Origin of the sequence: Bifidobacterium sp. M0353, assembly GCF_016100645.1 — a bacterium.
Taxonomy (GTDB): domain Bacteria; phylum Actinomycetota; class Actinomycetes; order Actinomycetales; family Bifidobacteriaceae; genus Bombiscardovia; species Bombiscardovia choladohabitans.
On the sequence record NZ_JACFSB010000002.1, the window covers coordinates 1 to 19,801 of the forward strand.

General features: G+C 62.5%; 19 protein-coding genes. 12 read left to right on the forward strand and 7 right to left on the reverse strand.

Annotation, left to right across the window (positions count from 1 at the left end; genetic code table 11):
- From H3V04_RS05660 to H3V04_RS05675, 4 genes are all read right to left on the reverse strand, one after another.
- Positions 1 to 2,215: hypothetical protein (locus H3V04_RS05660; RefSeq protein WP_373564689.1), on the reverse strand; the 2,215-nt coding region annotated here is incomplete at its 3' end.
- A 246-nt stretch (positions 2,216 to 2,461) separates the two neighbouring features.
- Complete coding sequence (gene rdgB / locus H3V04_RS05665; protein ID WP_198183725.1) at positions 2,462 to 3,148, reverse strand: RdgB/HAM1 family non-canonical purine NTP pyrophosphatase; 687 nt, start codon at positions 3,146 to 3,148, stop codon at positions 2,462 to 2,464.
- 35 nt (positions 3,149 to 3,183) lie between these two features.
- Complete coding sequence (gene rph / locus H3V04_RS05670) at positions 3,184 to 3,948, reverse strand: ribonuclease PH (RefSeq protein WP_045935052.1); 765 nt, start codon at positions 3,946 to 3,948, stop codon at positions 3,184 to 3,186.
- A 65-nt stretch (positions 3,949 to 4,013) separates the two neighbouring features.
- Positions 4,014 to 4,652, reverse strand: coding sequence for a Pr6Pr family membrane protein (locus H3V04_RS05675; RefSeq protein WP_045935051.1), 639 nt, complete (start codon positions 4,650 to 4,652; stop codon positions 4,014 to 4,016).
- Positions 4,653 to 4,757: 105 nt separating this feature from the next.
- Here H3V04_RS05675 and H3V04_RS05680 point away from each other — a divergent pair, with 105 nt between their 5' ends.
- Positions 4,758 to 6,104, forward strand: a complete 1,347-nt coding sequence (locus tag H3V04_RS05680; RefSeq protein WP_198183723.1) for a nicotinate phosphoribosyltransferase — start codon at positions 4,758 to 4,760, stop codon at positions 6,102 to 6,104.
- A complete protein-coding gene (locus tag H3V04_RS05685) occupies positions 6,104 to 7,123 on the forward strand; it encodes an aldo/keto reductase (RefSeq protein WP_198183721.1) in 1,020 nt (339 codons plus the stop codon). Before H3V04_RS05680 ends, H3V04_RS05685 begins: the two co-directional genes overlap by 1 nt.
- A gap of 25 nt (positions 7,124 to 7,148) precedes the next feature.
- Here H3V04_RS05685 and H3V04_RS05690 read toward each other — a convergent pair whose 3' ends face one another.
- Positions 7,149 to 7,460: a DUF3039 domain-containing protein gene (locus H3V04_RS05690; RefSeq protein WP_045935048.1), complete on the reverse strand. Its 312-nt coding sequence runs from the start codon at positions 7,458 to 7,460 to the stop codon at positions 7,149 to 7,151.
- 62 nt (positions 7,461 to 7,522) lie between these two features.
- Between H3V04_RS05690 and coaD the strand changes: the two genes are divergently transcribed.
- From coaD to H3V04_RS05730, 8 genes are all read left to right on the forward strand, one after another.
- Positions 7,523 to 8,035 (forward strand): pantetheine-phosphate adenylyltransferase, encoded by a 513-nt coding sequence (gene coaD / locus H3V04_RS05695; RefSeq protein ID WP_154313169.1) that lies wholly within the window; start codon positions 7,523 to 7,525, stop codon positions 8,033 to 8,035.
- The gene (locus tag H3V04_RS05700; protein WP_154313170.1) at positions 8,032 to 8,721 is read left to right on the forward strand and encodes a cell division protein; all 690 of its coding nucleotides are present in this window, start codon (positions 8,032 to 8,034) and stop codon (positions 8,719 to 8,721) included. The genes coaD and H3V04_RS05700 overlap by 4 nt, the downstream gene beginning before the upstream one ends.
- Entirely contained in the window at positions 8,718 to 9,341 is a 624-nt protein-coding gene (locus H3V04_RS05705) for a DUF177 domain-containing protein (RefSeq protein ID WP_198183719.1), read from the forward strand. The genes H3V04_RS05700 and H3V04_RS05705 overlap by 4 nt, the downstream gene beginning before the upstream one ends.
- Positions 9,342 to 9,405: 64 nt before the next feature.
- Positions 9,406 to 9,600, forward strand: a complete 195-nt coding sequence (gene rpmF / locus H3V04_RS05710; RefSeq protein ID WP_015021378.1) for a 50S ribosomal protein L32 — start codon at positions 9,406 to 9,408, stop codon at positions 9,598 to 9,600.
- Positions 9,601 to 9,742: 142 nt separating this feature from the next.
- Positions 9,743 to 10,504 (forward strand): ribonuclease III, encoded by a 762-nt coding sequence (rnc, locus tag H3V04_RS05715; RefSeq protein ID WP_045935044.1) that lies wholly within the window; start codon positions 9,743 to 9,745, stop codon positions 10,502 to 10,504.
- A gap of 217 nt (positions 10,505 to 10,721) precedes the next feature.
- A complete protein-coding gene (locus H3V04_RS05720; RefSeq protein WP_198187532.1) occupies positions 10,722 to 12,662 on the forward strand; it encodes an acetolactate synthase large subunit in 1,941 nt (646 codons plus the stop codon).
- A 14-nt stretch (positions 12,663 to 12,676) separates the two neighbouring features.
- The gene (gene ilvN / locus H3V04_RS05725) at positions 12,677 to 13,231 is read left to right on the forward strand and encodes an acetolactate synthase small subunit (protein WP_029677724.1); all 555 of its coding nucleotides are present in this window, start codon (positions 12,677 to 12,679) and stop codon (positions 13,229 to 13,231) included.
- A gap of 43 nt (positions 13,232 to 13,274) precedes the next feature.
- On the forward strand, positions 13,275 to 15,224 hold the full coding sequence (locus tag H3V04_RS05730) for an ABC-F family ATP-binding cassette domain-containing protein (RefSeq protein ID WP_198187533.1): 1,950 nt from the start codon (positions 13,275 to 13,277) through the stop codon (positions 15,222 to 15,224).
- Positions 15,225 to 15,226: 2 nt separating this feature from the next.
- Here H3V04_RS05730 and H3V04_RS05735 read toward each other — a convergent pair whose 3' ends face one another.
- Positions 15,227 to 15,952: a type 1 glutamine amidotransferase gene (locus H3V04_RS05735; RefSeq protein ID WP_198187534.1), complete on the reverse strand. Its 726-nt coding sequence runs from the start codon at positions 15,950 to 15,952 to the stop codon at positions 15,227 to 15,229.
- 91 nt (positions 15,953 to 16,043) lie between these two features.
- Here H3V04_RS05735 and cysS point away from each other — a divergent pair, with 91 nt between their 5' ends.
- Entirely contained in the window at positions 16,044 to 17,621 is a 1,578-nt protein-coding gene (cysS, locus tag H3V04_RS05740) for a cysteine--tRNA ligase (RefSeq protein WP_198187535.1), read from the forward strand.
- A gap of 4 nt (positions 17,622 to 17,625) precedes the next feature.
- Positions 17,626 to 18,636 carry a LacI family DNA-binding transcriptional regulator gene (locus tag H3V04_RS05745; protein WP_045935039.1) on the forward strand — a complete coding sequence of 337 codons (1,011 nt, stop codon included), beginning with the start codon at positions 17,626 to 17,628 and terminating at the stop codon, positions 18,634 to 18,636.
- A 2-nt stretch (positions 18,637 to 18,638) separates the two neighbouring features.
- Here H3V04_RS05745 and H3V04_RS05750 read toward each other — a convergent pair whose 3' ends face one another.
- Entirely contained in the window at positions 18,639 to 19,763 is a 1,125-nt protein-coding gene (locus H3V04_RS05750; RefSeq protein WP_232339243.1) for a glycoside hydrolase family 172 protein, read from the reverse strand.
- Positions 19,764 to 19,801: the final 38 nt, after the last annotated feature.

Genomic DNA, 19,801 nt, shown 5'->3' on the forward strand with positions numbered 1-19,801 from the left:
CATCCCTCTGGAAGGTGTTGGCCGGAGTGGTCAGCAGACTGGTCCAGCCCGAGGCAGCATTCTGCTTCATCGAAACAGCCATCCTCGAATCAGTCATCCCCAACTTCCCCGAGGACCAGGCCGTATACACAGGCGACACCTCACCCTTGAACGTGACCACCGAACCTGTCGGCAGGCTCCCGTTGACCGTATGGGGCACCGTGACCGAGAACTTGCTCGCATCCGGGACGTTCTCGCCCGAGACGAAATAAGCCGTGCCAATATTCGAGAAGTAGGAGGTCAAGCCGAACCCTGACGTGGACTCAACCACCCAGGCATGATAACGCCTGTAGCCGCTGTACTTATTGCCGGGGTCCGGCGACGGATACTGCTTATTGGTGTCCTGTATCCACCAGGACCCTCCCTGCTTGCTGCCAGTGTCGGTCTCGCAAACAACTTCCCCCAGCCTGAACCCCCACGTGTCCGAGCTTTTCACCAAGTCATCGCCATTTGTGCCCTGCCCATCCGCAATCGGATTGGTGGGATCCTCTCCATATAGAACAACCGTATTGGGATGCTTCTCATCCTTGGAAGGCGTGCACTCACCACTGATTATCGGGTCAAGCTTCGACGTATACACGCTCCCAGAAGCATCCAAGCCGGCATCCGCATCATTCTCGATCTTGGTGATTGTCGGATCATCAGGACGGGGCACATCATACTTATAAAAAGCAGTATCAATCGTCCAACCCGCAGAGAGATTCGTATCCTTTTGCGCGGCGGACATACTATCGTCAATCCCCACAAGACCAGCGCTCTTGGGGCTGTACACCTCAGGGCTGACGGCTGTACATTCCGTGCCATCAGAATTTCTGGTGTCAGGCCAGGTCACCAGCTTGAAATAGCCGTCAAGATCCTGCTTCTCCTTGGCCTCCTTGAAATCAATCCCGCCATCAGCCTTCTGAGCAGGCATGGGATTGCCATCCTTATCAGTCGCAAAAAGCACGTTGGTGGTATTCGCATACTTTGGGTCAGTCGGATTGACGTTATAAGCGGCATTGGTATTGACCATGCCCTGCAGTCCGTAGGTGGTAGTCAAAGTGTTGGGACTCGGCTGCTGGCCTGTCACCAGGACCGGCTCAGGAGTCAGCTCCTTAACTGGCACCCACTGGCTGTCCTTAAGAGCCACCCACTGATAGTAATAGGAACTGGTCTCAGAACATATGCCATTGGTTTTGTTGCCTGGACCACGCAAGTTCATCCAATACACGAAGAAAGACCGTGCCGGAGCCGTGCCCGGGGCTGTGGCATTTATTTTTCCAACCTTACCATCGCTATAAGCCGGAAAACCATAATCGGTCACCATACCCCAGTTGGCCTGGTACATGTTATAAAGTTGTGGCCAATAGTCCCATCCAACCCAAGAATATGGGCCACTGCATTTCAGGTCGTCTCCTCCGCTACCCAAGCAGTCACCCATATACACTTTCATCTGTTTATCCTTCGATAAACTCGCGGTGATATTTGAAGATCTATCCTGCAAGTTACTCATGGAGGCTGGATCGAAAGTTGAGCAGGTGGCGGTACCCCATGCCCACGAAGAGCTACCACAGGACAGGGCATCATTCTGTTCACCGACAATAGCAAAGACATTCAAAGGCTCAGGGTGACCACCAGCCACGAACTTTGCAGGATCTGTAGACTTATCCGCAATGTTCATGTCGCCTTCGATGGATACGGCCAAGTAGTCATATAAACCTGAATTGATTATCTTATGAACCGTAAAACGCTCCACATGATTCCCAGCCCATGATACAGCTCCATCATATGTATGCCCGTTTTTGTTATTTTCAAGATAATTATCTGGAGTTATACTATTTATATACCTTATCCGATAGTAATCTGCAGGGTTATCAGAACCTACATACTGATATATAAAAGATAAATTACATTTCGCCTTGCCACCGGTGTCCGACTTGCCGAGGTCGACGCAATCCGGCTTGAACTCGTTATGTTTCACGCGCAGGATGAAGTCCATGCGCAGCTCATCCTGCCAGGAATCAATCTTGTCGTTGAAGGCCAACATCCTATAGAGCAGAGGCTTCCTGCTCGCCGTCTCGTCCTGTCCATCAACGGCATTGGCCTGACTGGCCGACAGAGCGCTCAACCCTAGCGGAACAACCATGGCCAGAGTCGCCAGAAGGGTTATCAGAACAGCGATGATCGAACGGTTCACGTGCAGTGATCCCTTGTTGTTCCGTTCTTGCAATCGCTTCAATACGAAACCCCCAAATCCCGATGGAATCATCTGCTAGAACAGATCGACTTTACTTTTAACTTGTCCCCAATACCGCCGACTGTATCATAGAGATAAAAAAATCGCACCTTCGCGTTTCTTTGCATGATTCAAGTGCGACCGGCACTCAGAGCATGATCGTCGATGTGTCGCGACCGTTCACCTTACGGAATCCATAAGGATTTATCAGCCTCTAATATGGCCGTCCCCCAGCACCCAGCCGATGAGAATCGGCATGATGGCCGCCAAGGCCTTGCCCCTGTGCGAAATGGCGTTCTTTTCATCCGAAGTCATTTCCGCCGAAGTCAGCGGCTGCTGGTCGCTGGCACGCCGAGGCTGATCAAGGGGCACGAAGATCGGGTCGTAGCCGAACCCATTGTCCCCCCGTGCCTGGCGGATGATGCTTCCGGGCATCTCGCCGACTCTGGTCACTTGACGTCCACGGACGGCATACCCTGGCACATCCGGAACGACCAGGGCGGCAGCACAGACAAACCGCCCTCCCCTCTGTTCGTCGGGAATGTCGTTCAGCTGGTTCAGTAAGAGCTCCAAGTTGGCCTGGTCGTCACCGTGGCGGCCGCTCCACCGTGCCGAAAGGATCCCCGGGGCGGCACCCATCACATCAACGACCAGCCCCGAGTCGTCCGCCAGCGCGGGCAGACCTGATTCACGAGCAGCCTGCCCAGCCTTGATAAGGGCGTTCTCCTGAAAGGTGGTGCCGGTCTCTACCGGATCGGACAGCCCCAGTTGCCCCGCCGAAACCAGCTCGATCCTCTGCCCCTCATCGGCCAGGAAACCGTCGAGTATGCGACGAAGCTCACCTAGTTTGCCCTCGTTGTGCGTGGCCACAACCACTTTTCTGGCATACCCCATACCGGTCCTCCTCGCTGAAATGCCTGTTCCGGACGTCAGTCGGATGCCAGAGCCTTGCGCTGAGCGGCCTGAAGCTCCTTGTTCCCCTTGGATGCCAGGTCCAGCAAGAGGCCGAGCTCCTGACGGCTGAAGGGGCGATGCTCCGCCGTCCCCTGTATCTCGATGAAATCGCCGGCTCCGGTCATCGACACGTTCATATCGGTCATGGCCCTGCTGTCCTCCAAATAGGGAAGGTCGAGCATGGGCTTGCCATCGATGATGCCCACCGAGACGGCCGAGACGCAATCCTTGGTCACCTTGTCGGCACTGCGGATGTGATGGTGGTCCTGGGCCCATCGGAGGGCATCGACCATGGCCACATAGGCACCGGTGACCGAAGCTGTACGGGTGCCGCCGTCGGCCTGAAGCACATCGCAGTCAAGCTGGATCTGATTCTCGCCCAGGGCCTTCATATCCACCACACCGCGCAGGCAACGGCCTATCAGCCGGCTGATCTCCTGGGTGCGGCCGCCGACCTTTCCCCGGACAGACTCGCGTGCAGTCCGGTCACTGGTGGCCCTGGGAAGCATGGCATACTCGGCAGTGACCCAACCCAATCCGGAGTCCTTGCGCCAACGGGGCAGCGTCGGCGTGAAGGAGGCCGTGCACATGACCCGGGTCTTGCCGCACTCGATCAGCACCGATCCCTCGGGGGCCTCCGTCCAATGCCTGGTGATGACGACCGGCCGCAACTCATCAGCCGCCCTGCCGTCAGGCCGCAGCACGGCACCCTCCTGGAGCATGTCCTTGATAGCAACCATCAGTGATGATCCTTTCCCGTTCCGCCCAGGCTCCCCTGGTCTGATCCCATTATTCCGTCAGCCGTCTACCGATCAATGGTCAGTGGTGTCTTGGCTGGCAGGATGCGATCTATCAGGAAGATGACCAGCGACAGGGCGAAGAAAACGACCAGGTATTGAGCCAGGTTGACCATCAGCTGGGCCCATCCCAGCTGTCCGAGGTCCAAGAAGGCATAGGGATAGGGGTTACCGTCCTGCTGCGGTCCCGAATGAGGCCAGATGGCGGCCCTGATCAGCACGAAGGCTACATAGAAGGGGAAATAGATCAGCCAGGTCAGCACATTGTGCCAGTGGAAGCGACGATGAGGGTCGAACAAGAGGAAGTCCACCGTTGCCATGATTGGGCTGATGACGTGAATCATCCATGTGGTCCTGATGCCCAGGACCAGCTTGTAGTCCGTGCTGTTCAGCCCCAGAACCAGGATGGCCACCAGCCCGGTGATGACGATGTAGAGCGTCAGGCATCCTTTGAGCCAGGCGGGGGGCTGGATGCCCTTGAGCAGGGTGGCCGCTCCGGCCCATAGCATGACCAGACCCAGGGCGATATTGGTCTGGAAGGTAAAGTAGACCCACTTGTTGCCGATCCCCAGCAGCCAGGCCTCGAAGGTGCCGCCCAGGCAGAAGAAGGCGATCAGCAATCGGTAGATGCCCACGACGAATCTCATGCGGACCAGCTTAGCCCGACCTTGCGAGGACAGGGCGAGCCAGTAGGTCGGCAGAGGATTAGACTGGGGGCCAACCAGGGCTTTTCCACCCACAAAGGGGAAGATATGAACGCCGAAAACAATAGCAAGGACACCGGAACCTCCACGGCTCTGATGACCGACATGTACGAATACACCATGCTGGATGCCGCCCTGCAGGACGGTACGGCCGGGCGACGATCCGTCTTCGAGGTCTACACCCGGCATCTGCCGGCAGGGCGACGTTACGGAGTGGTAGCAGGCACCGGACGGATTCTGGACGCGCTGGCGGATTTCCACCCCAACGAGGATGAACTTCGCTTCCTGTCCGACCGTCACATCGTCAGCCAGACCACCATCGACTGGCTGGAGCACTTCCACTTCACCGGAACCATCCGCGGCTACCGGGAGGGCGAGATATTCTTCCCCGACTCCCCCATTCTGCAGGTCGAAGGCGGCTTCGGCGAGTGCACCCTGCTGGAGACCCTGATCCTGTCCATACTCAACTACGACTCTGCCGTGGCCTCGGCCGCCTCCCGCATGGTCACCGCGGCCAAGGGCCGGCCCTGCATGGACATGGGCGCGCGCCGGGCCAACGAATATGCGGCTGTGGCGGCCGCCAGAGCGGCCATAGTCGGCGGATTCCAGGGGACCTCAAACCTGCTGGCGGCCAAGCGTTACGGCTTTAAGGCCATCGGAACCGCAGCCCACTCATTCACCCTCCTGCATGACAATGAACGCGAGGCCTTCCAGGGTCAGATTCAGGCCCTGGGCAAGGGGACCACCCTGCTGACCGACACCTACTCCATCGAGGAGGCCGTCAGGACAGCCGTCGAGGTGGCCGGACCAGAGCTGGGCGGGGTCCGCATCGACTCCGGAGACCTGGGCTCGCTGGCCCAGCAGGTCCGTGCCCAACTGGACTCCCTGGGAGCCACCAAGGCCACCATCACCGTCACCAATGATCTGGACGAGTACGCCATCGCCTCCCTGCAGGATGCCCCGGTGGACTCCTACGGGGTGGGCACCATGCTGGTCACCGGTTCGGGAGCCCCCACCTGCGCCATGGTCTACAAGCTGACCGAGCGCGAGAACTCCGACGGGATCATGCAGGCCGTCGCCAAGAAGTCGGTGGGCAAGGCCTCGGTGCCGGGACGCAAGCTGGCCTACCGCTCCTATCACAACGGGGTGGCCGATGCCGAGCACGTCATCTCGGGTGCCGAGGGGGCGCTGGCAGCCTATACGCCTGAGCAGGACTGGAGGGATCTGCTGGTCACCTACGTGGACCATGGCCAGAGCATGCCGGAGTTCCAAGGTGGACAGGCGGTCCTGGATGCCCGGGAGCACCGGGCCAAGGCCCTCGAGGAGATGCCCATCAACGCCCTGAGCCTGATGAAGGGTGAGCCGGTCCTGCCCACCCTGGTGAGGAGCATCTGATGAATATGCAAGGCGAAACCTACCAGCCCGACCCGAACCGATATGATTCCACAACCTACCGGCGCTGCGGCGACAGCGGCCTGAAACTGCCGCCAATCTGCCTGGGCTGCTGGCACAATTTCGGCGACACCACGCCACTGGACCGTATGCAGAAACTGTGCACTACGGCCTTCGACCACGGCATCACCCACTTCGACCTGGCCGATAACTACGGCCCCGGACCGGGCGCCGCCGAGCGCAACATGGGGATCATCCTGCGCCGATGCTTCAGCCACCACCGCCAGGAGCTGGTCATCTCCACCAAGGCCGGTTATGAAATGTGGCCCGGCCCTTACGGAAACCTCGGCTCACGCAAGCATCTGCTGTCCGGACTGGACCAGAGCCTGAAACGGCTGGGACTTGACTATGTGGACATCTTCTACCACCACCGCCCCGACCCGGATACGCCTCTTGAAGAGACCATGGGTGCCCTGGCCCAGGCGGTCACCAGCGGCAAGGCCCTCTATCTGGGACTGTCCAACTACGACGGACCCACCATGGCACGGGCTGCGGCCATCCTGACCGAGATGCACGTCCCCTTCGTCATCAACCAGAACCGCTACTCCATCTTCGACAGAACCATCGAGGACAACGGTCTCAAAGATGCGGTGATGAAAGAGAAGAAGGGACTGATCACCTTCAGCCCGCTGGCCCAGGGGCTGTTGACCGACCGCTACCTGCATGGGATTCCCGAAGACAGCCGGATTCGGGCCGACGGCCGCTTCCTCAAGGAGTCCGCCCTGACCCCCCAGCGGCTGAAGCAGATTCAGGATCTGAACGAGCTGGCCCGCCAACGCGGCCAGAGTCTGGCAGAGATGGCCCTGGCCTGGCTGCTCAGGGACCCCGCCGTCACCTCGGTGCTCATCGGCGCCTCCAAGCCCGAGCAGATCCTGGACAATCTCAAGGCCGTCCAGTCGGCCGATTTCAGCCAGGAAGAGCTGGGGATGATCGACCGGATCGCCTTGGGCAAGCAGTCCTGAAACAGCCTGGACCGCTCAGTGACGTTCAGTGGTTGCCGCCGGTCATCTGTTCATAGATACGCTTGCAGTCCGGGCAGACCGGGTACTGGGAGGGGTCGTGCTTAGGCACCCAGACCTTGCCGCAGAGGGCCACGACAGGCCGGCCGGTCAGCTTGGACTCGGCGATGCGCTCACGGGAGACGTAGTGGGCGAACCGGTCGGCATCGCCCTGGTCGTTCAGCCGGGTCTTCTCAGCGGTCTCGGTGTCCGGACGGTCCAGCACGGCCGTGCCAGTGCCCTGGTCGGGGTTTTGCTCCCGCTCCGGATCCTCCATGCGAATGCTCTTGCTTGCAGTCATGACATCCATGGTACGGCGGCGGGCTACACGTTCGCTCCCTATGACGCGCTACGCTGAGAATCATGACTATCGCTGTATGCCCTGGCTCATACGATCCGGTCACCTCCGGCCACATGGATGTGATCGAACGCTGCGCCTGCTTCTTCGAGACGGTCCACGTGGTTGTGGCCGTCAACGCCGCCAAGACCCCCATGTTCAGCGAACAGGAGCGGGTGGCCATGATTCGCCAGGCCCTGGACGAGGACGGGTACCCGAACATAACCGTAGCCTCCACCGATGGCCTGATCACCGACTACTGCCGTAAGGTAGGCGCATCGGTCATCGTCAAGGGACTGAGGCAGAACGGGGACTATGAGGCCGAGCTGGGCATGGCCCTGGTCAATCGCAAGCTGTCCGGGGTGGAGACGCTCTTCCTGCCAGCCGATCCGGTGAGGGAGCACATCTCCAGCACCATCGTCAAGGACGTGGCCAGACATGGCGGGGACATCACCGGCATGGTCCCCGACAGCGTCGTGGACGCACTGATAGGCACATTGCACAGGGACACACCGCACACGGAAAAGAGTCAAAGATGAACGAGCAGACCCAGGAAAGGGACGATGGCGAGCCTATCGACGATTCGACCAGAGCCAGCGCTCCCAAGCCCGCAGTCGACATGAAGGACCTGCCCGACCTGCAGGAGGATCGAAGCGAGAGCGGGAACCCCCGATCGGAATTCACCACCGTCTATGACATCATCGACCGGATCCAGGCCATGCTGGATGAGGCCAAGGCCCCGCTTTTCAGCCCGGGACTGGTCAAGGTGGACAGAGACGAGCTGGCCGACGACCTCAACGAGCTCAAGAAAATGCTGCCGGTGCAACTGGAGCGGGCCTCTGCGCTCATGAGGGAGGCGGAGCGTCGGCTGAACACGGCGCAGACCCAGGCCAACGCCACCGTATCCGACGCCCAGAGCCGGGCTGCAGACATCGTCAAGGAGGCCGGCGAGCAGGCCCGCTTCCTGGCCGGCCAGGAGAATGTGGTGGCCATAGCCCGACAGAAGGCCCAGACCATCATCGACACGGCCCAGGCCCAGGCAGACCGTCTGGTCCAGGGGGCCGATGGGTATGCCGCCCAGGTCATGGGCGAGCTTGACACCCAGCTGGGCAAGATGAGCCAGGATGTGCGTGCCGGCCTGGAGGTTCTCCACCAGCGTGAGCAGGAGGCAGCGCGTAGCATGAACGCGTCAGTCTCGGACCAGGGAAAGGAGACGCAGGGATGAGCAGACCGGAGGATTCCCCCTGGGCAGTGTCAGTGGCCCAGGTGTCGACGCGGGCAGGGCAGAGCACCCGGGTGGACCGCGATTTTCCTGCCCCGGAGGGCATTGGCGACCAGGTAGTGGGCATCCCTGCGGGAACACCCGTGCATGTGAAGGGCGACATTGACTCCCTGGTGGACGGCCTCTTGTTGCAGGCCCACATCAGCGTGCCCCTGAAGACCGAATGCACCCGCTGCCTCAGGCCTGTGGATACCAGCATCCAGGACGATCCGGTGGTCTTCTTCCCCTACAAGGAGCCCGAACCGGAGCCGACCCATGGCAAGGAGGAGATCCTGGCCGAACAGGAGGATGAGGCTGGCGGCCAGACCTATCCTCTGGCCAGCGGGGGCGCCTTCATGGATCTGGAGGCCCTCTTGCGCGACACACTTGTGGAAGCCCTCCCCCTGCAGCCCCTGTGCCGACCCGACTGCCGGGGCCTGTGCCCCCAGTGTGGCATGGATCTGAATGATCATCCCGATCACCACCACGAGATAATGGACGACCGCTGGGCAGCCCTGGAGGGACTCAAGCAGCGTCTGGAGCAGGAGGAGAACCCCGGCAGCGACGGCCGAACTGGCGAATGACCGGAGGTTGCGGTAGACTGCTCTACGCTTAAGCTCGAAGTATTCGATCGAAACAGAGGACAATATGGCACTGCCAAAGTACAAGACCTCGCGCGCCAACACCCATTCCCGGCGCGCCAACTGGAAGACCCAGGCCGCCGCTACGGTGACCTGCCCCAACTGCGGAGCTCCTGCGCTGCCGCACATGGCATGCCCCAGCTGCGGCATGTACCGCGGGCGCGTCTACCGCGACGCCATTCGTTCGCAGTTCAGCAAGTGAGCCGATAAGCGATCGACACGCAATGAGAGAACCCCGGCCATCGACGGGTGGCAGGGGTTTTTCCATATCATCAGGCGGAAGGACCGAGAAAGCGAAAATGGCCATGCAGACAGGGCACTCCAGAAGGAATCAGGAAGACCATATGCAGCAGGAGGAACAGGAGCAGGTAAATCCCGGCAACCAGGCGGCTGAGGAACTTTTCCAGGCCCTGGGCGGCAGAATCAGCCCGGAGCTGCTGGTACACGCCCTGACCCATCGCTCCTTCGCCCATGAGCACCCAGGCATGCCCAACAACGAACGGTTGGAGTTCCTGGGCGATGCGGTTCTGGAACTGGTGGCCACCGAGACCCTATACAAGGTTCATCCGGACATGACCGAGGGCCAGCTGGCCAAGATGCGGGCCAAGGCGGTCTCCGAGGAGGCCCTGTCGGCCATCGCCCGGCAGAAGCTGCATCTGGGGCAGTATATTCTTCTGGGCCGGGGCGAGAGCGAAAACGGCGGGGCCGACAAGGACTCCATACTCTGCGACACCGTCGAGTCACTGATCGGGTCGGTATTCGTGGAGCACGGCATCGAGGGGGCCAGGACCACTGTCCATACCCTTCTTGACGACACCCTGGCCGAGGTGGCCACCGAGGGGCCAGCACTGGATTGGAAGACCTCGATCACCGTCAAGGCCCACAAGCTGGGCTTGGGCGAGCCCCGGTACGCCATGGCGGTCTCCGGGCCGGAATACGCCCAGGTCTTCACCGCCGAACTGCGACTGGAGGACGGCGGGACCGTGATCGGCAAAGGCCGGGCCAGCAGCAAGCGGAAGGCCCAGCTAGCTGCTGCCGCCCAGGGGTGGAAGCGGCTGGACGACCAGGATCTGCTTGCGGCCCTGCGCGCCGAGCAATCAGCCTGAGGTTCCAGCCGGAATTCCGGCATGCGGTACTGCCGCCACGCCCCGACCAGACCCCTGTTTAGACTATGGGCATAACCCGGAGGTACGCCGTCACGAACGGCACAGGTGCCTCCTCCTGATCGGGAATCGTCCGCCCACCCCGCCGACGCTCCGACAGGTTCGTATTTCGACATGCACGGCCGCAGGTCGGCGCGCAGTCTGGAGGTCGAGAGGAAAGATGAGTCTGCCGACACCTCTGCAAGCGTTCAGCTCGGTACCCAGGAACTGGGACCACGACGACAAGGATGTCCCCGTCCAGGGCGAGCCCATGACGGGAGCCCAGGCGCTGATTCGGTCCCTGGAGGATTTGGGGGTCACCCAGGTCTTCGGCGTTCCAGGAGGAGCCATTCTGCCCGCCTACGACGCCATCGACGAGCAGGTGCGTTTCAACTTCACGCTGACCCGCCACGAGCAGGCCGCCGGCCACGCAGCCGAAGGCTACGCCGTCTCCACGGGCAAGGTGGGGGTCTGCCTGGTGACCTCGGGACCTGGGGCCACCAACATGGTCACCCCCATAGCCGATGCCATGATGGACTCGGTTCCCCTGGTGGTGGTGACCGGCCAGGTGGGCGTGGACTCCATCGGCACCGACGCCTTCCAGGAGGCCGACATCGTGGGCATCACCTACCCTGTGGCCAAACACTCCTACCTGGTGACCAAGGCCCAGGACATCCCCCGGGTCATGACCGAGGCCTACCACATCGCCCGCTCGGGAAGGCCGGGCCCGGTAGTGGTGGACCTGAGCAAGACCGCCCAGAATGGCAAAATGCTTTACTCCTGGCCCCAGGAGATGATCCTGCCCGGCTACAACCCGGTGACGCGGGCCCATGGGCACGTCCTGGACGATGCCGCCCGGCTCCTGGTCCAGTCACACAGACCGGTCCTGTATGTGGGCGGCGGCGCAGTCCGGTCAGACGCCCGTCGGCAGGTCCAGGAACTCGTTCGGGCTACCGGTGCCCCCATGGTCACCACCCTGCCTGCGCGAGGCATCGTACCCGACTCCGATCCAGCAGTTCTGGGAATGCCCGGCATGCACGGCACGGTGGCCGCCAACGGGGCCATCCAGCATTCCGACCTGCTGGTGGCCGTGGGCACACGCTTCGACGACCGGGTGACCGGTAGCCTGGAGGACTTCGCACCGGTGGCCCGGGTCATCCACATCGACATCGACCCGGCTGAGATCGGCAAGAACCGGCAGGCGGACGTACCCATCGTCGGGGACGTGGGCCAGGTACTGGACGATCTGATCCCGGCGCTCAAGGCGGCCCAGCGCACCTGGGGCAAGCCCGACCTCAAGCCCTGGTGGCGACTGATCGACGGTTGGCGGCACGACTACCCCACCACCTTTGAGCCCAGCCCGGACGGCACCCTGGCCCCCCAGTGGGTGGTCCAGACCCTGAGCAACAAGGCCGATCCGGATACCATCTGGGTATCCGGCGTGGGTCAGCACCAGATGTGGGCCAGCCAGTTCATCGACTTCGAGCGCACCCGCTCCTGGGTCTCCTCCTGCGGGCTGGGAACCATGGGCTACGGTCTGCCCGCCGCAATAGGTACGGCAATCGGCACCCGGGAAGAGGAAGACCCGCGGCCTGTCTGGCTGATCGACGGGGACGGCTCCTTCCAGATGACCTCCGAGGAGCTGGCCACGGCCGGGCAGGCGGGACTGCCCATCCGCATCGCCATACTCAACAACTCGGTCTACGGCATGGTCCGTCAGTGGCAGACCCTCTTCTACGGCAGCCACTACTCCCAGACCAACCTGGAGGACGGCGGCGCCAAGCCCACAGACGGCAACGGCATCCCCGACTTCGTCAAGCTGGCCGAGGCCTATGGCTGCCTGGGACTGCGGGCCTTTACCCAGGAGCAGGCCCTGGAGGCCATCGATAAGGCCAACGCGGTGACCGACCGACCGGTCCTGATCGACTTCCGCGTCTGGAAGGATGCCATGGTATGGCCCATGGTCCCGGCAGGCGCCTCCAACGACACCATCATCTACAAGCCGGGCGTGCAGCCCCTGGCCGGCATCCGTCCGGAGCAGGAGCAACCCGAGCCGCGCGAGCAGACCGGAGCCGACCGGGCAGCCATGGCCAGCGACGCCGCCGGTCGCATGAACAAGTAGGAAAGGGGCACCACATGGCCAATTATCCAGCATCCAAGCCCGGTTCCGAACGACACACCCTTTCCGTCCTGGTCGAGAACCGCCCCGGCGTCCTGGCCAGGGTGGCCGGCCTGTTCGCCCGGCGCGCCTTCAACATCAACTCCCTGTCCGTTTCGTCCACTGAGCGGGACGACATCTCGCGGATCACGGTCACGGCTGACGTGGAGGCCGTCCCCCTGGAACAGATCATCAAGCAGCTCAACAAACTCCTGCACGTGCTCAAGATCGTCGAGCTCAAGGGCGACGAGGCCGTAGAGCGCGAGTTGGTCATGATCAAGGTCAAGGCCAACGAACGCAACCGCTCCGACGTGCTGGAGATCGTCAAACTCTTCCGCGTGCGCGTGGTCGACGTCCACCCCGAGTCCCTGACCATCGAGGCCACCGGGGCCGAAGGCAAATTGGAGGCCCTGCTGCGGCTGCTGCGGCCCTTCGGCATCATCGAGCTGGTCCGGTCGGGCGCCGTGGCCGTCACCCGGGGTCCACGGGCCCTGAGTGAGAAGGTGCTGGGCTCCCAGATCACCGATCGCTGATCCCCAGGTCTCCCATCCAAGGCTGGCGGTAGATTGGGGAATCATGCCCATCTATGATCTCGGTCTGGAACACGTCGCTCTGTCATTCGCCACCAAAACCATCTTTACGGATGTGACTCAGGGCATCTTCGAGGGTGACCGGATCGGCATCGTGGGCCGGAACGGCGACGGCAAGTCCACTCTGTTGCACCTGCTGAAAGGCACCCAGGAACCCGATCAGGGCCGGGTGACCATGCGCAATGGACTCACTTTCGGCATGCTGGACCAGCGCGATCCCCTGAAGGACGAGGACACGGTCCGCAAGGCAGCCTTGGAGAACCGACAGGACTACGAGTGGGCTGCCGACCCCAGATCCCGCGAAATCGTCGAGTCCCTCCTGGGCGGCATGGAGCTGGAGGCCAAGGTGGGCACCCTGTCGGGCGGTCAGCGCCGCAGGGTGGACCTGGCACGGCTGCTGCTCCGGGACTGGGACATCCTGGCCCTGGATGAGCCTACCAATCACCTGGACCTGCTCACCATCCACTGGCTGGCCGAGCACCTGAAGAACCGCTGGGCCAAGAATTCCGGAGCCCTCCTGCTGGTCACCCACGACCGCTGGTTCCTGGACGAGGTCTGCACCTCCATGTGGGAGGTGCATGATGGAACCATCGACCCCTTCGAGGGCGGCTACAGCGCCTACATGCTCCAGCGGGTGGAGCGCGAGCGCCAGGCGGATCTGGCCGAGACCAAGCGCCGCAACCTGGCCCGCAAGGAACTGGCCTGGCTGACCCGAGGAGCCCGGGCCCGGTCGACCAAGCAGAAGTTCCATGTCAAGGCCGCGCAGGAGCTGATCGCCGACGTGCCGCCCATGCGCAACAGCCTGGAACTCAAGCGGATGGCCACCTCGCGCCTGGGCAAGCAGGTGGTGGACCTGGTCGACGTGACCAAGATCTATCCAGGGGCCGACGACTCCGATGCCGATGGAAACAAGAACGACCGGGTCCCCTCCCCTCATGCCGAGCGCTCTCTGATGGGCTCGGTGACCGTGGCCGCCGATCCCGGCAAGGACCGCCCGGGCACTGCGGCAGCCGACACCCTCACCATCAGCGGACACAAGGTCCTGGACGACGTGACCTGGCTGATCGGCCCCGGCGACCGATTCGGCATCGTAGGCGCCAACGGAGCGGGCAAGTCCACCCTGCTGGGGCTGATTGACGGCAGCGTGGCTCCCACGGCAGGACACGTCAAGGTGGGCAAGACGGTCCGCTTCGCGGTGCTGACCCAGCGTCTGGATGAACTGGAGAAGCTGGGCCGCTATCGGATCAAAGAGGTCCTTAGCCGCTACAAGCCCACCTATCTGGTGGAGGGCAAGGAGGTGTCCCCGAGCCAACTGATGGAGCGCCTGGGCTTTGAAAGCTCCCAGCTGATGACCAGGATCGGCGACCTGTCCGGCGGACAGAAGCGCCGCATGCAGCTCCTGCTCATCCTGCTGGACGAACCCAACGTGCTGATCATGGACGAGCCGGGCAACGACCTGGATACCGACATGCTGGCCGTCATGGAGGACATGCTGGACTCATGGCCGGGCACCCTGATCGTGGTCTCCCACGATCGCTACCTGCTGGAGCGGGTGACCGACCAGCAGTTCGCCCTGATCAACGGCAAGGTGGTTCATCTGCCCGGCGGTGTTCAGGACTACCTGGATATGGTCGATTCGGACGACCGGAAGGCTGCTGATGCACCGGGCCGTACATCAGCCAAGGAGGCCGGGGATCCCGATCAGGCCAAGGCCGAACGAGTTGCCAAACGGAATCTGAACAAGCAGGCCTCCGCCATCGAACGCAAGCTGTCCAAGCTGGCCGATCAGCGCAAGGATCTTGAACGACAGATGGCAGAGCACGATCCCGGCGATTACCAGGGTCTCAACGAGCTCAACAGCAGGCTCAAGGAGCTTACCGGGCAGTCGGACCAGCTGGAGGAGGAGTGGCTGACCATCGGGGAGGAGCTGGAGTAGCCTCAGGCGGCAGCCAGCTGGGCGGCCTGGGTCGAGCACCGGGCTGCAAAAGCAGAGAAGATGGCATCGGCCAGCGGCTGCATCTGCGGCATCCCTTTGATAAATTCGTCGCGCATTTTAGCGATCTTGGACTTCTTCATCGTGCCGACCATGCTCGGCACCTGCATCCACTCCTCGAAGATGGGCGCCGTCACCTCCAGGTGGAATTGCAGGCCCAGGGCCGACCCAAGCCGAAAAGCCTGGACCTTGGTCGCCTGGGAGCGTGCCAGGAGCTTGGCCCCCGGCGGCAGGGTGACCTGGTCGGCATGCCAGTGCAGCACATCCGTGTTCTTGCTCCACATGGCCACGTCGTCGTCCTGCCCCACCCAGCGGATGGGCCCCATGCCGTATTCGGGCTCCTGGTCCCTCATCAGGGTGCCTCCCAGGGCCCGCGCCAGGATCTGATGACCCAGGCAAATACCCAGAATGGGCTTGTTGGCAGCCATCGCCGCCTTGGCCAGCTTGGTCTCCGCCTTGAGTCCGGGGTGCTGGACGTAGTCGTCAGCCGACATGGGCCCGCCCATGATGACCAGCCCAGCCAACTCACGCGAGCGCGGCAGCTTGGGCTTTTTCTCGTCCACGATATTGGTGATCTCGGTGTCCAGCCCGCACTCCTGGAGGTTGTCGAGAATGCGGCCCGGCTTCTCCCAATCCACATGCTGAAGCACCAGCACCCTAGGTTTCGCCATGATTCCATTCTTGCACACATGCCTGCGGACCAGGTCCGCAGGCTCGGCATTTCCCCTGGGACGGTCAGCAAGCCTTGATAGGCTCAGTGATATGGATACGAGTTCGCAACCGCATGATTCCAAGGCTTCAGTCGGCCTGGCCGCAGCTGGTCTGCGTCTGTATGACACGGCTGATCACCAGGTGACCCCCTTCAGACCCATCGAACCGGGCAAGGTCGGCATCTACGTGTGCGGGGCCACGGTGCAGAGCTCACCCCACATTGGCCATATCAGGACCACACTGGCCTTCGACGTGATCCGACGCTGGCTGCTCAGGCTGGGATACCAGGTGACCCTGATCCGGAACGTGACTGACATCGACGACAAGATCCTGACCAAGGCCGCGGCCAACGGCCAGCGCTGGTGGGAGCGGGCCTACATCTACGAGCGCGAATTCACCCATGCCTACGAGACCATGGGGGTTCTGCCGCCAACTTACGAACCCAGGGCCACCGGGCATATCCCCGAGATGATTGACCTGATCCAGCGCATCATCGATCGTGGCCACGCCTATGTGGTGCCCGACGAGCAGGGCCGCCCGTCAGGTAACGTCTACTTCGACGTGGCCTCCTGGCCTGAGTATGGTGCCCTGACCCACCAGCAGACCGGCACGCAGCCGGCCGACGAGCAGGCCGCCGCCAACGACCGGCTGGGACCCAGCATCGACACCGATGGGCAGAATACCGACGCCGATGAGGAGCCCGGCAAGCGTGACCCCCGCGACTTCGCACTTTGGAAGGCGCCTAAGCCCACCGATCCGCCCACGGCTCGCTGGCAAACCCCCTTCGGCACAGGTCGGCCAGGCTGGCATCTGGAATGCTCGGCCATGAGCCACCGCTATCTGGGTGCGGAGTTCGACATCCACGGAGGAGGCCTGGACCTGCGATTCCCCCACCACGAGAACGAGATGGCCCAGTCGCACGCGGCCGGCTGGGGGTTCGCCCACAGATGGATGCACACGGCCTGGGTGACCCAGAAGGGCGAGAAGATGAGCAAGTCCCTGGGCAACGGGTTGTCCGTGGACCAGGTGCTGTCGCAACATCCGGCCTGGGTGGTGCGCTACGCCCTGGTCTCGGTGCAGTACCGGTCCATGCTGGAATGGTCCGACCAGTCCCTGCAGGAGGCCCAGGGCGCCTACGAGCGTATCAGCAACTTCGTGGACCGGGCCGGTCGGATCCTGGGAGCGCAGCCCGAGCGTGACCGCGTGGCTGGACTGGGCGCGGACAATCTGCCAGAGGACTTCGTGCAGGCCATGAATGACGACATCAACGTCTCCGGCGGTCTGGCCGCCCTCTATGCACTGATTCGTCAAGCCAACGCGGCCATGGATGCGGACCCTGGTGCTCTGGATCGGAAGTGGCTGGCCAATGCCCTGCTCCAGGTCAGGGCCATGCTGGATGTCTTCGGACTTGATCCCCTCGATCCCCACTGGGCAGGAGCCTCAGCCGACCATGACGATCGGGCCATGAACACCCTGGATGCCTTGGTGCGCCAGCAGTTGCAGGAACGCAATCAAGCACGGAAAAATCATGACTTTGCCCGTGCCGATGCCATCCGGGACCAGCTGACGGCTGCCGGCGTGGCTGTGGCGGACACACCCGCCGGCAGCACCTGGGACCTGAGCCGCTGAACCCATGTCCGACATACGCGACGTCGCCAGAAGGGCCGGGGTCTCGGTCAGCACAGTCTCCTATGCCTTCTCCGGCAAGCGTCCCGTCTCTCCGGAAACCTACCAGCGGATCATGCAGGCCGCCGACGAACTGGACTACGCCCCGGATGCCGGCGCCCGGATGCTGCGGGCCAAGCGCAATCAGATCGTCGCCCTGAGCGCCCCCCTGCGCCCCGGGCAGAACCGGGCCTCCTATGCGGATTACTTCATCGAGATGGCCAGTTGCGAGCATGCCCGTGGCTACGACTCCCTGCTGCTGACCGCCGAGAACGGTGTCGAAGATATTCGGCGGGTCACCCGTAGCAATCTGGCCGACGGGGTGGTCCTGATGGATCTGGTGGACGATGACATCCGTGCCGCCCAGGCCGCCTCATACGGACGTCCCTGCGTGGCCCTGGGAGTGCCTCGACGGCATACAGCATGCGCCTGTGTGGATTTGGACTTCGAACTGATGGGCCGCATGGCGGTGGAAGCCATGGCCCGAGCGGGACGCAAACGCCTGCTCTTTCTGGAGGATCTGGAAGGCGAATACCGGCGCGGGTCCGGCTTCCGTCTTATCCTGCTGCGCAGTCTCAAGACCTGGGCCCACCGCCTGGGCATGGATCTGCAGCTTCAACCGGGGCCTACCGGCAGCGATCTGGCCTACACCCAGCAGGTGCTGGATCTTATCCACCACGGCCGCATTGATGGCCTGATCGGCCAGATTCGTCCCTCCCTGCTGGACACCGTGGTGGTCCGCATGCGCTCGGACGGCGTGAGCATTCCCGATGACGTGGCCGTTCTGTCCTGCGCCGCAGGCAAGGTCAGCCCCACCCTTGAGCTTCAAGGCATATCCGAGATGCCCCTTACACCACGCTCACTGTGCGCCAAGGCCGCGGATCTGCTGACCCAGGCTGTGGAGGAGGGGGTTTCCCTGGCCGGTCGGGTCCAGCTGGAGCGTCCCAGGCTGATCGACCGCTCCTCCATCAGCCGATAGACTCAACGGGGCCGACGATCCCGCTCCCCTGTCTCCAGCACATCCTGCGGGAAGGGCTGGTGGGGCTCCTGCTGGTACCAGTAGGCCACGCTGGCCAGGTCGTCCTGACGCTCGAAGTAGCCCTGCTCGTCCACACCGATCTGTTGCAGGGTCACCTTGATGTCGCTGCTGAAAATAATGGGGTCGGGGATGTGCCAACGGTAGAACCCCCTGGTCACCGGAGTATCGGCATCCCAGTACTGGGATTCGCGGTTGTCCAACTGCCTGGAATGGAAGGGAAATCCCATATAGGCCCCGCTGTAGGTGACCTCGTGCATGCGGCCATCGGGGTCCTGCCCGGCAAAGCTCCAGGCACCACCGAAGTAGTCCTCGCTGCCCGTGGAGCACCAGGTGGGATAGTCCTTGTCCCCGTCCAGATAGACCTTGACCTCGCCCTCGCCCCACCAGCGGCTCTCCAGGGCTGTCAGAGCCAGATAGGTGCCCACGTAGGAGCCCCGGCCATGCACCCCGTCCAGGATCACGTAGTCATGACCCAGTTCAGTGACCCGCTGACGGCGCCACTGGGCATGGAAGGTCATGACCTCTTCGGGCAACTCGTCCTTCTCCACGTAGTCGATCTGGTAGAAGAAGGCCTCAATGGGCTCGTTGTGCCGGTTGCGCAGGACGATCCGTGCCCCGTCATGGAAGGGCATGGGCCAGTAGCAGTTGAAGCCCCGGCGCGGGTAGACGGCCACAGGCACGGATTCCACCCGGCAGGCCTGGGCGTGGCCACAGCAGAAGAAGTCACCCAGGGGCACACAGACTGAGGGTGTCTGTTCGCCATCCCAGTAGCATTCCAGGATCAGGTTGCGCAGGACGTTGGGCCCGGTGGGCGAGGTGGCATCGGTCACGGTCATCCAGATATGACGGATCTCGCCCGCGCCGGACAGGTCGGCCAGGACCATGTCCTGCCCGGGAGGAATGTTCCTGAGGCAGGGGGTCCCCTTTCTGGATGGACCGAGATTGCTGGCCGTCATGGCTGCACTGCCCTTGCCTCCACGAGGGTTCTCGGCGTTGACGCAGCGGGTGCGGTCTGCGGATGGGCGGGTCAGCGCCTCAAGACCGTTGGTGATGTTCGGCATGGTCATACCCATGGTTGTGATTGCCTTTCATATCCGGGCCGCCC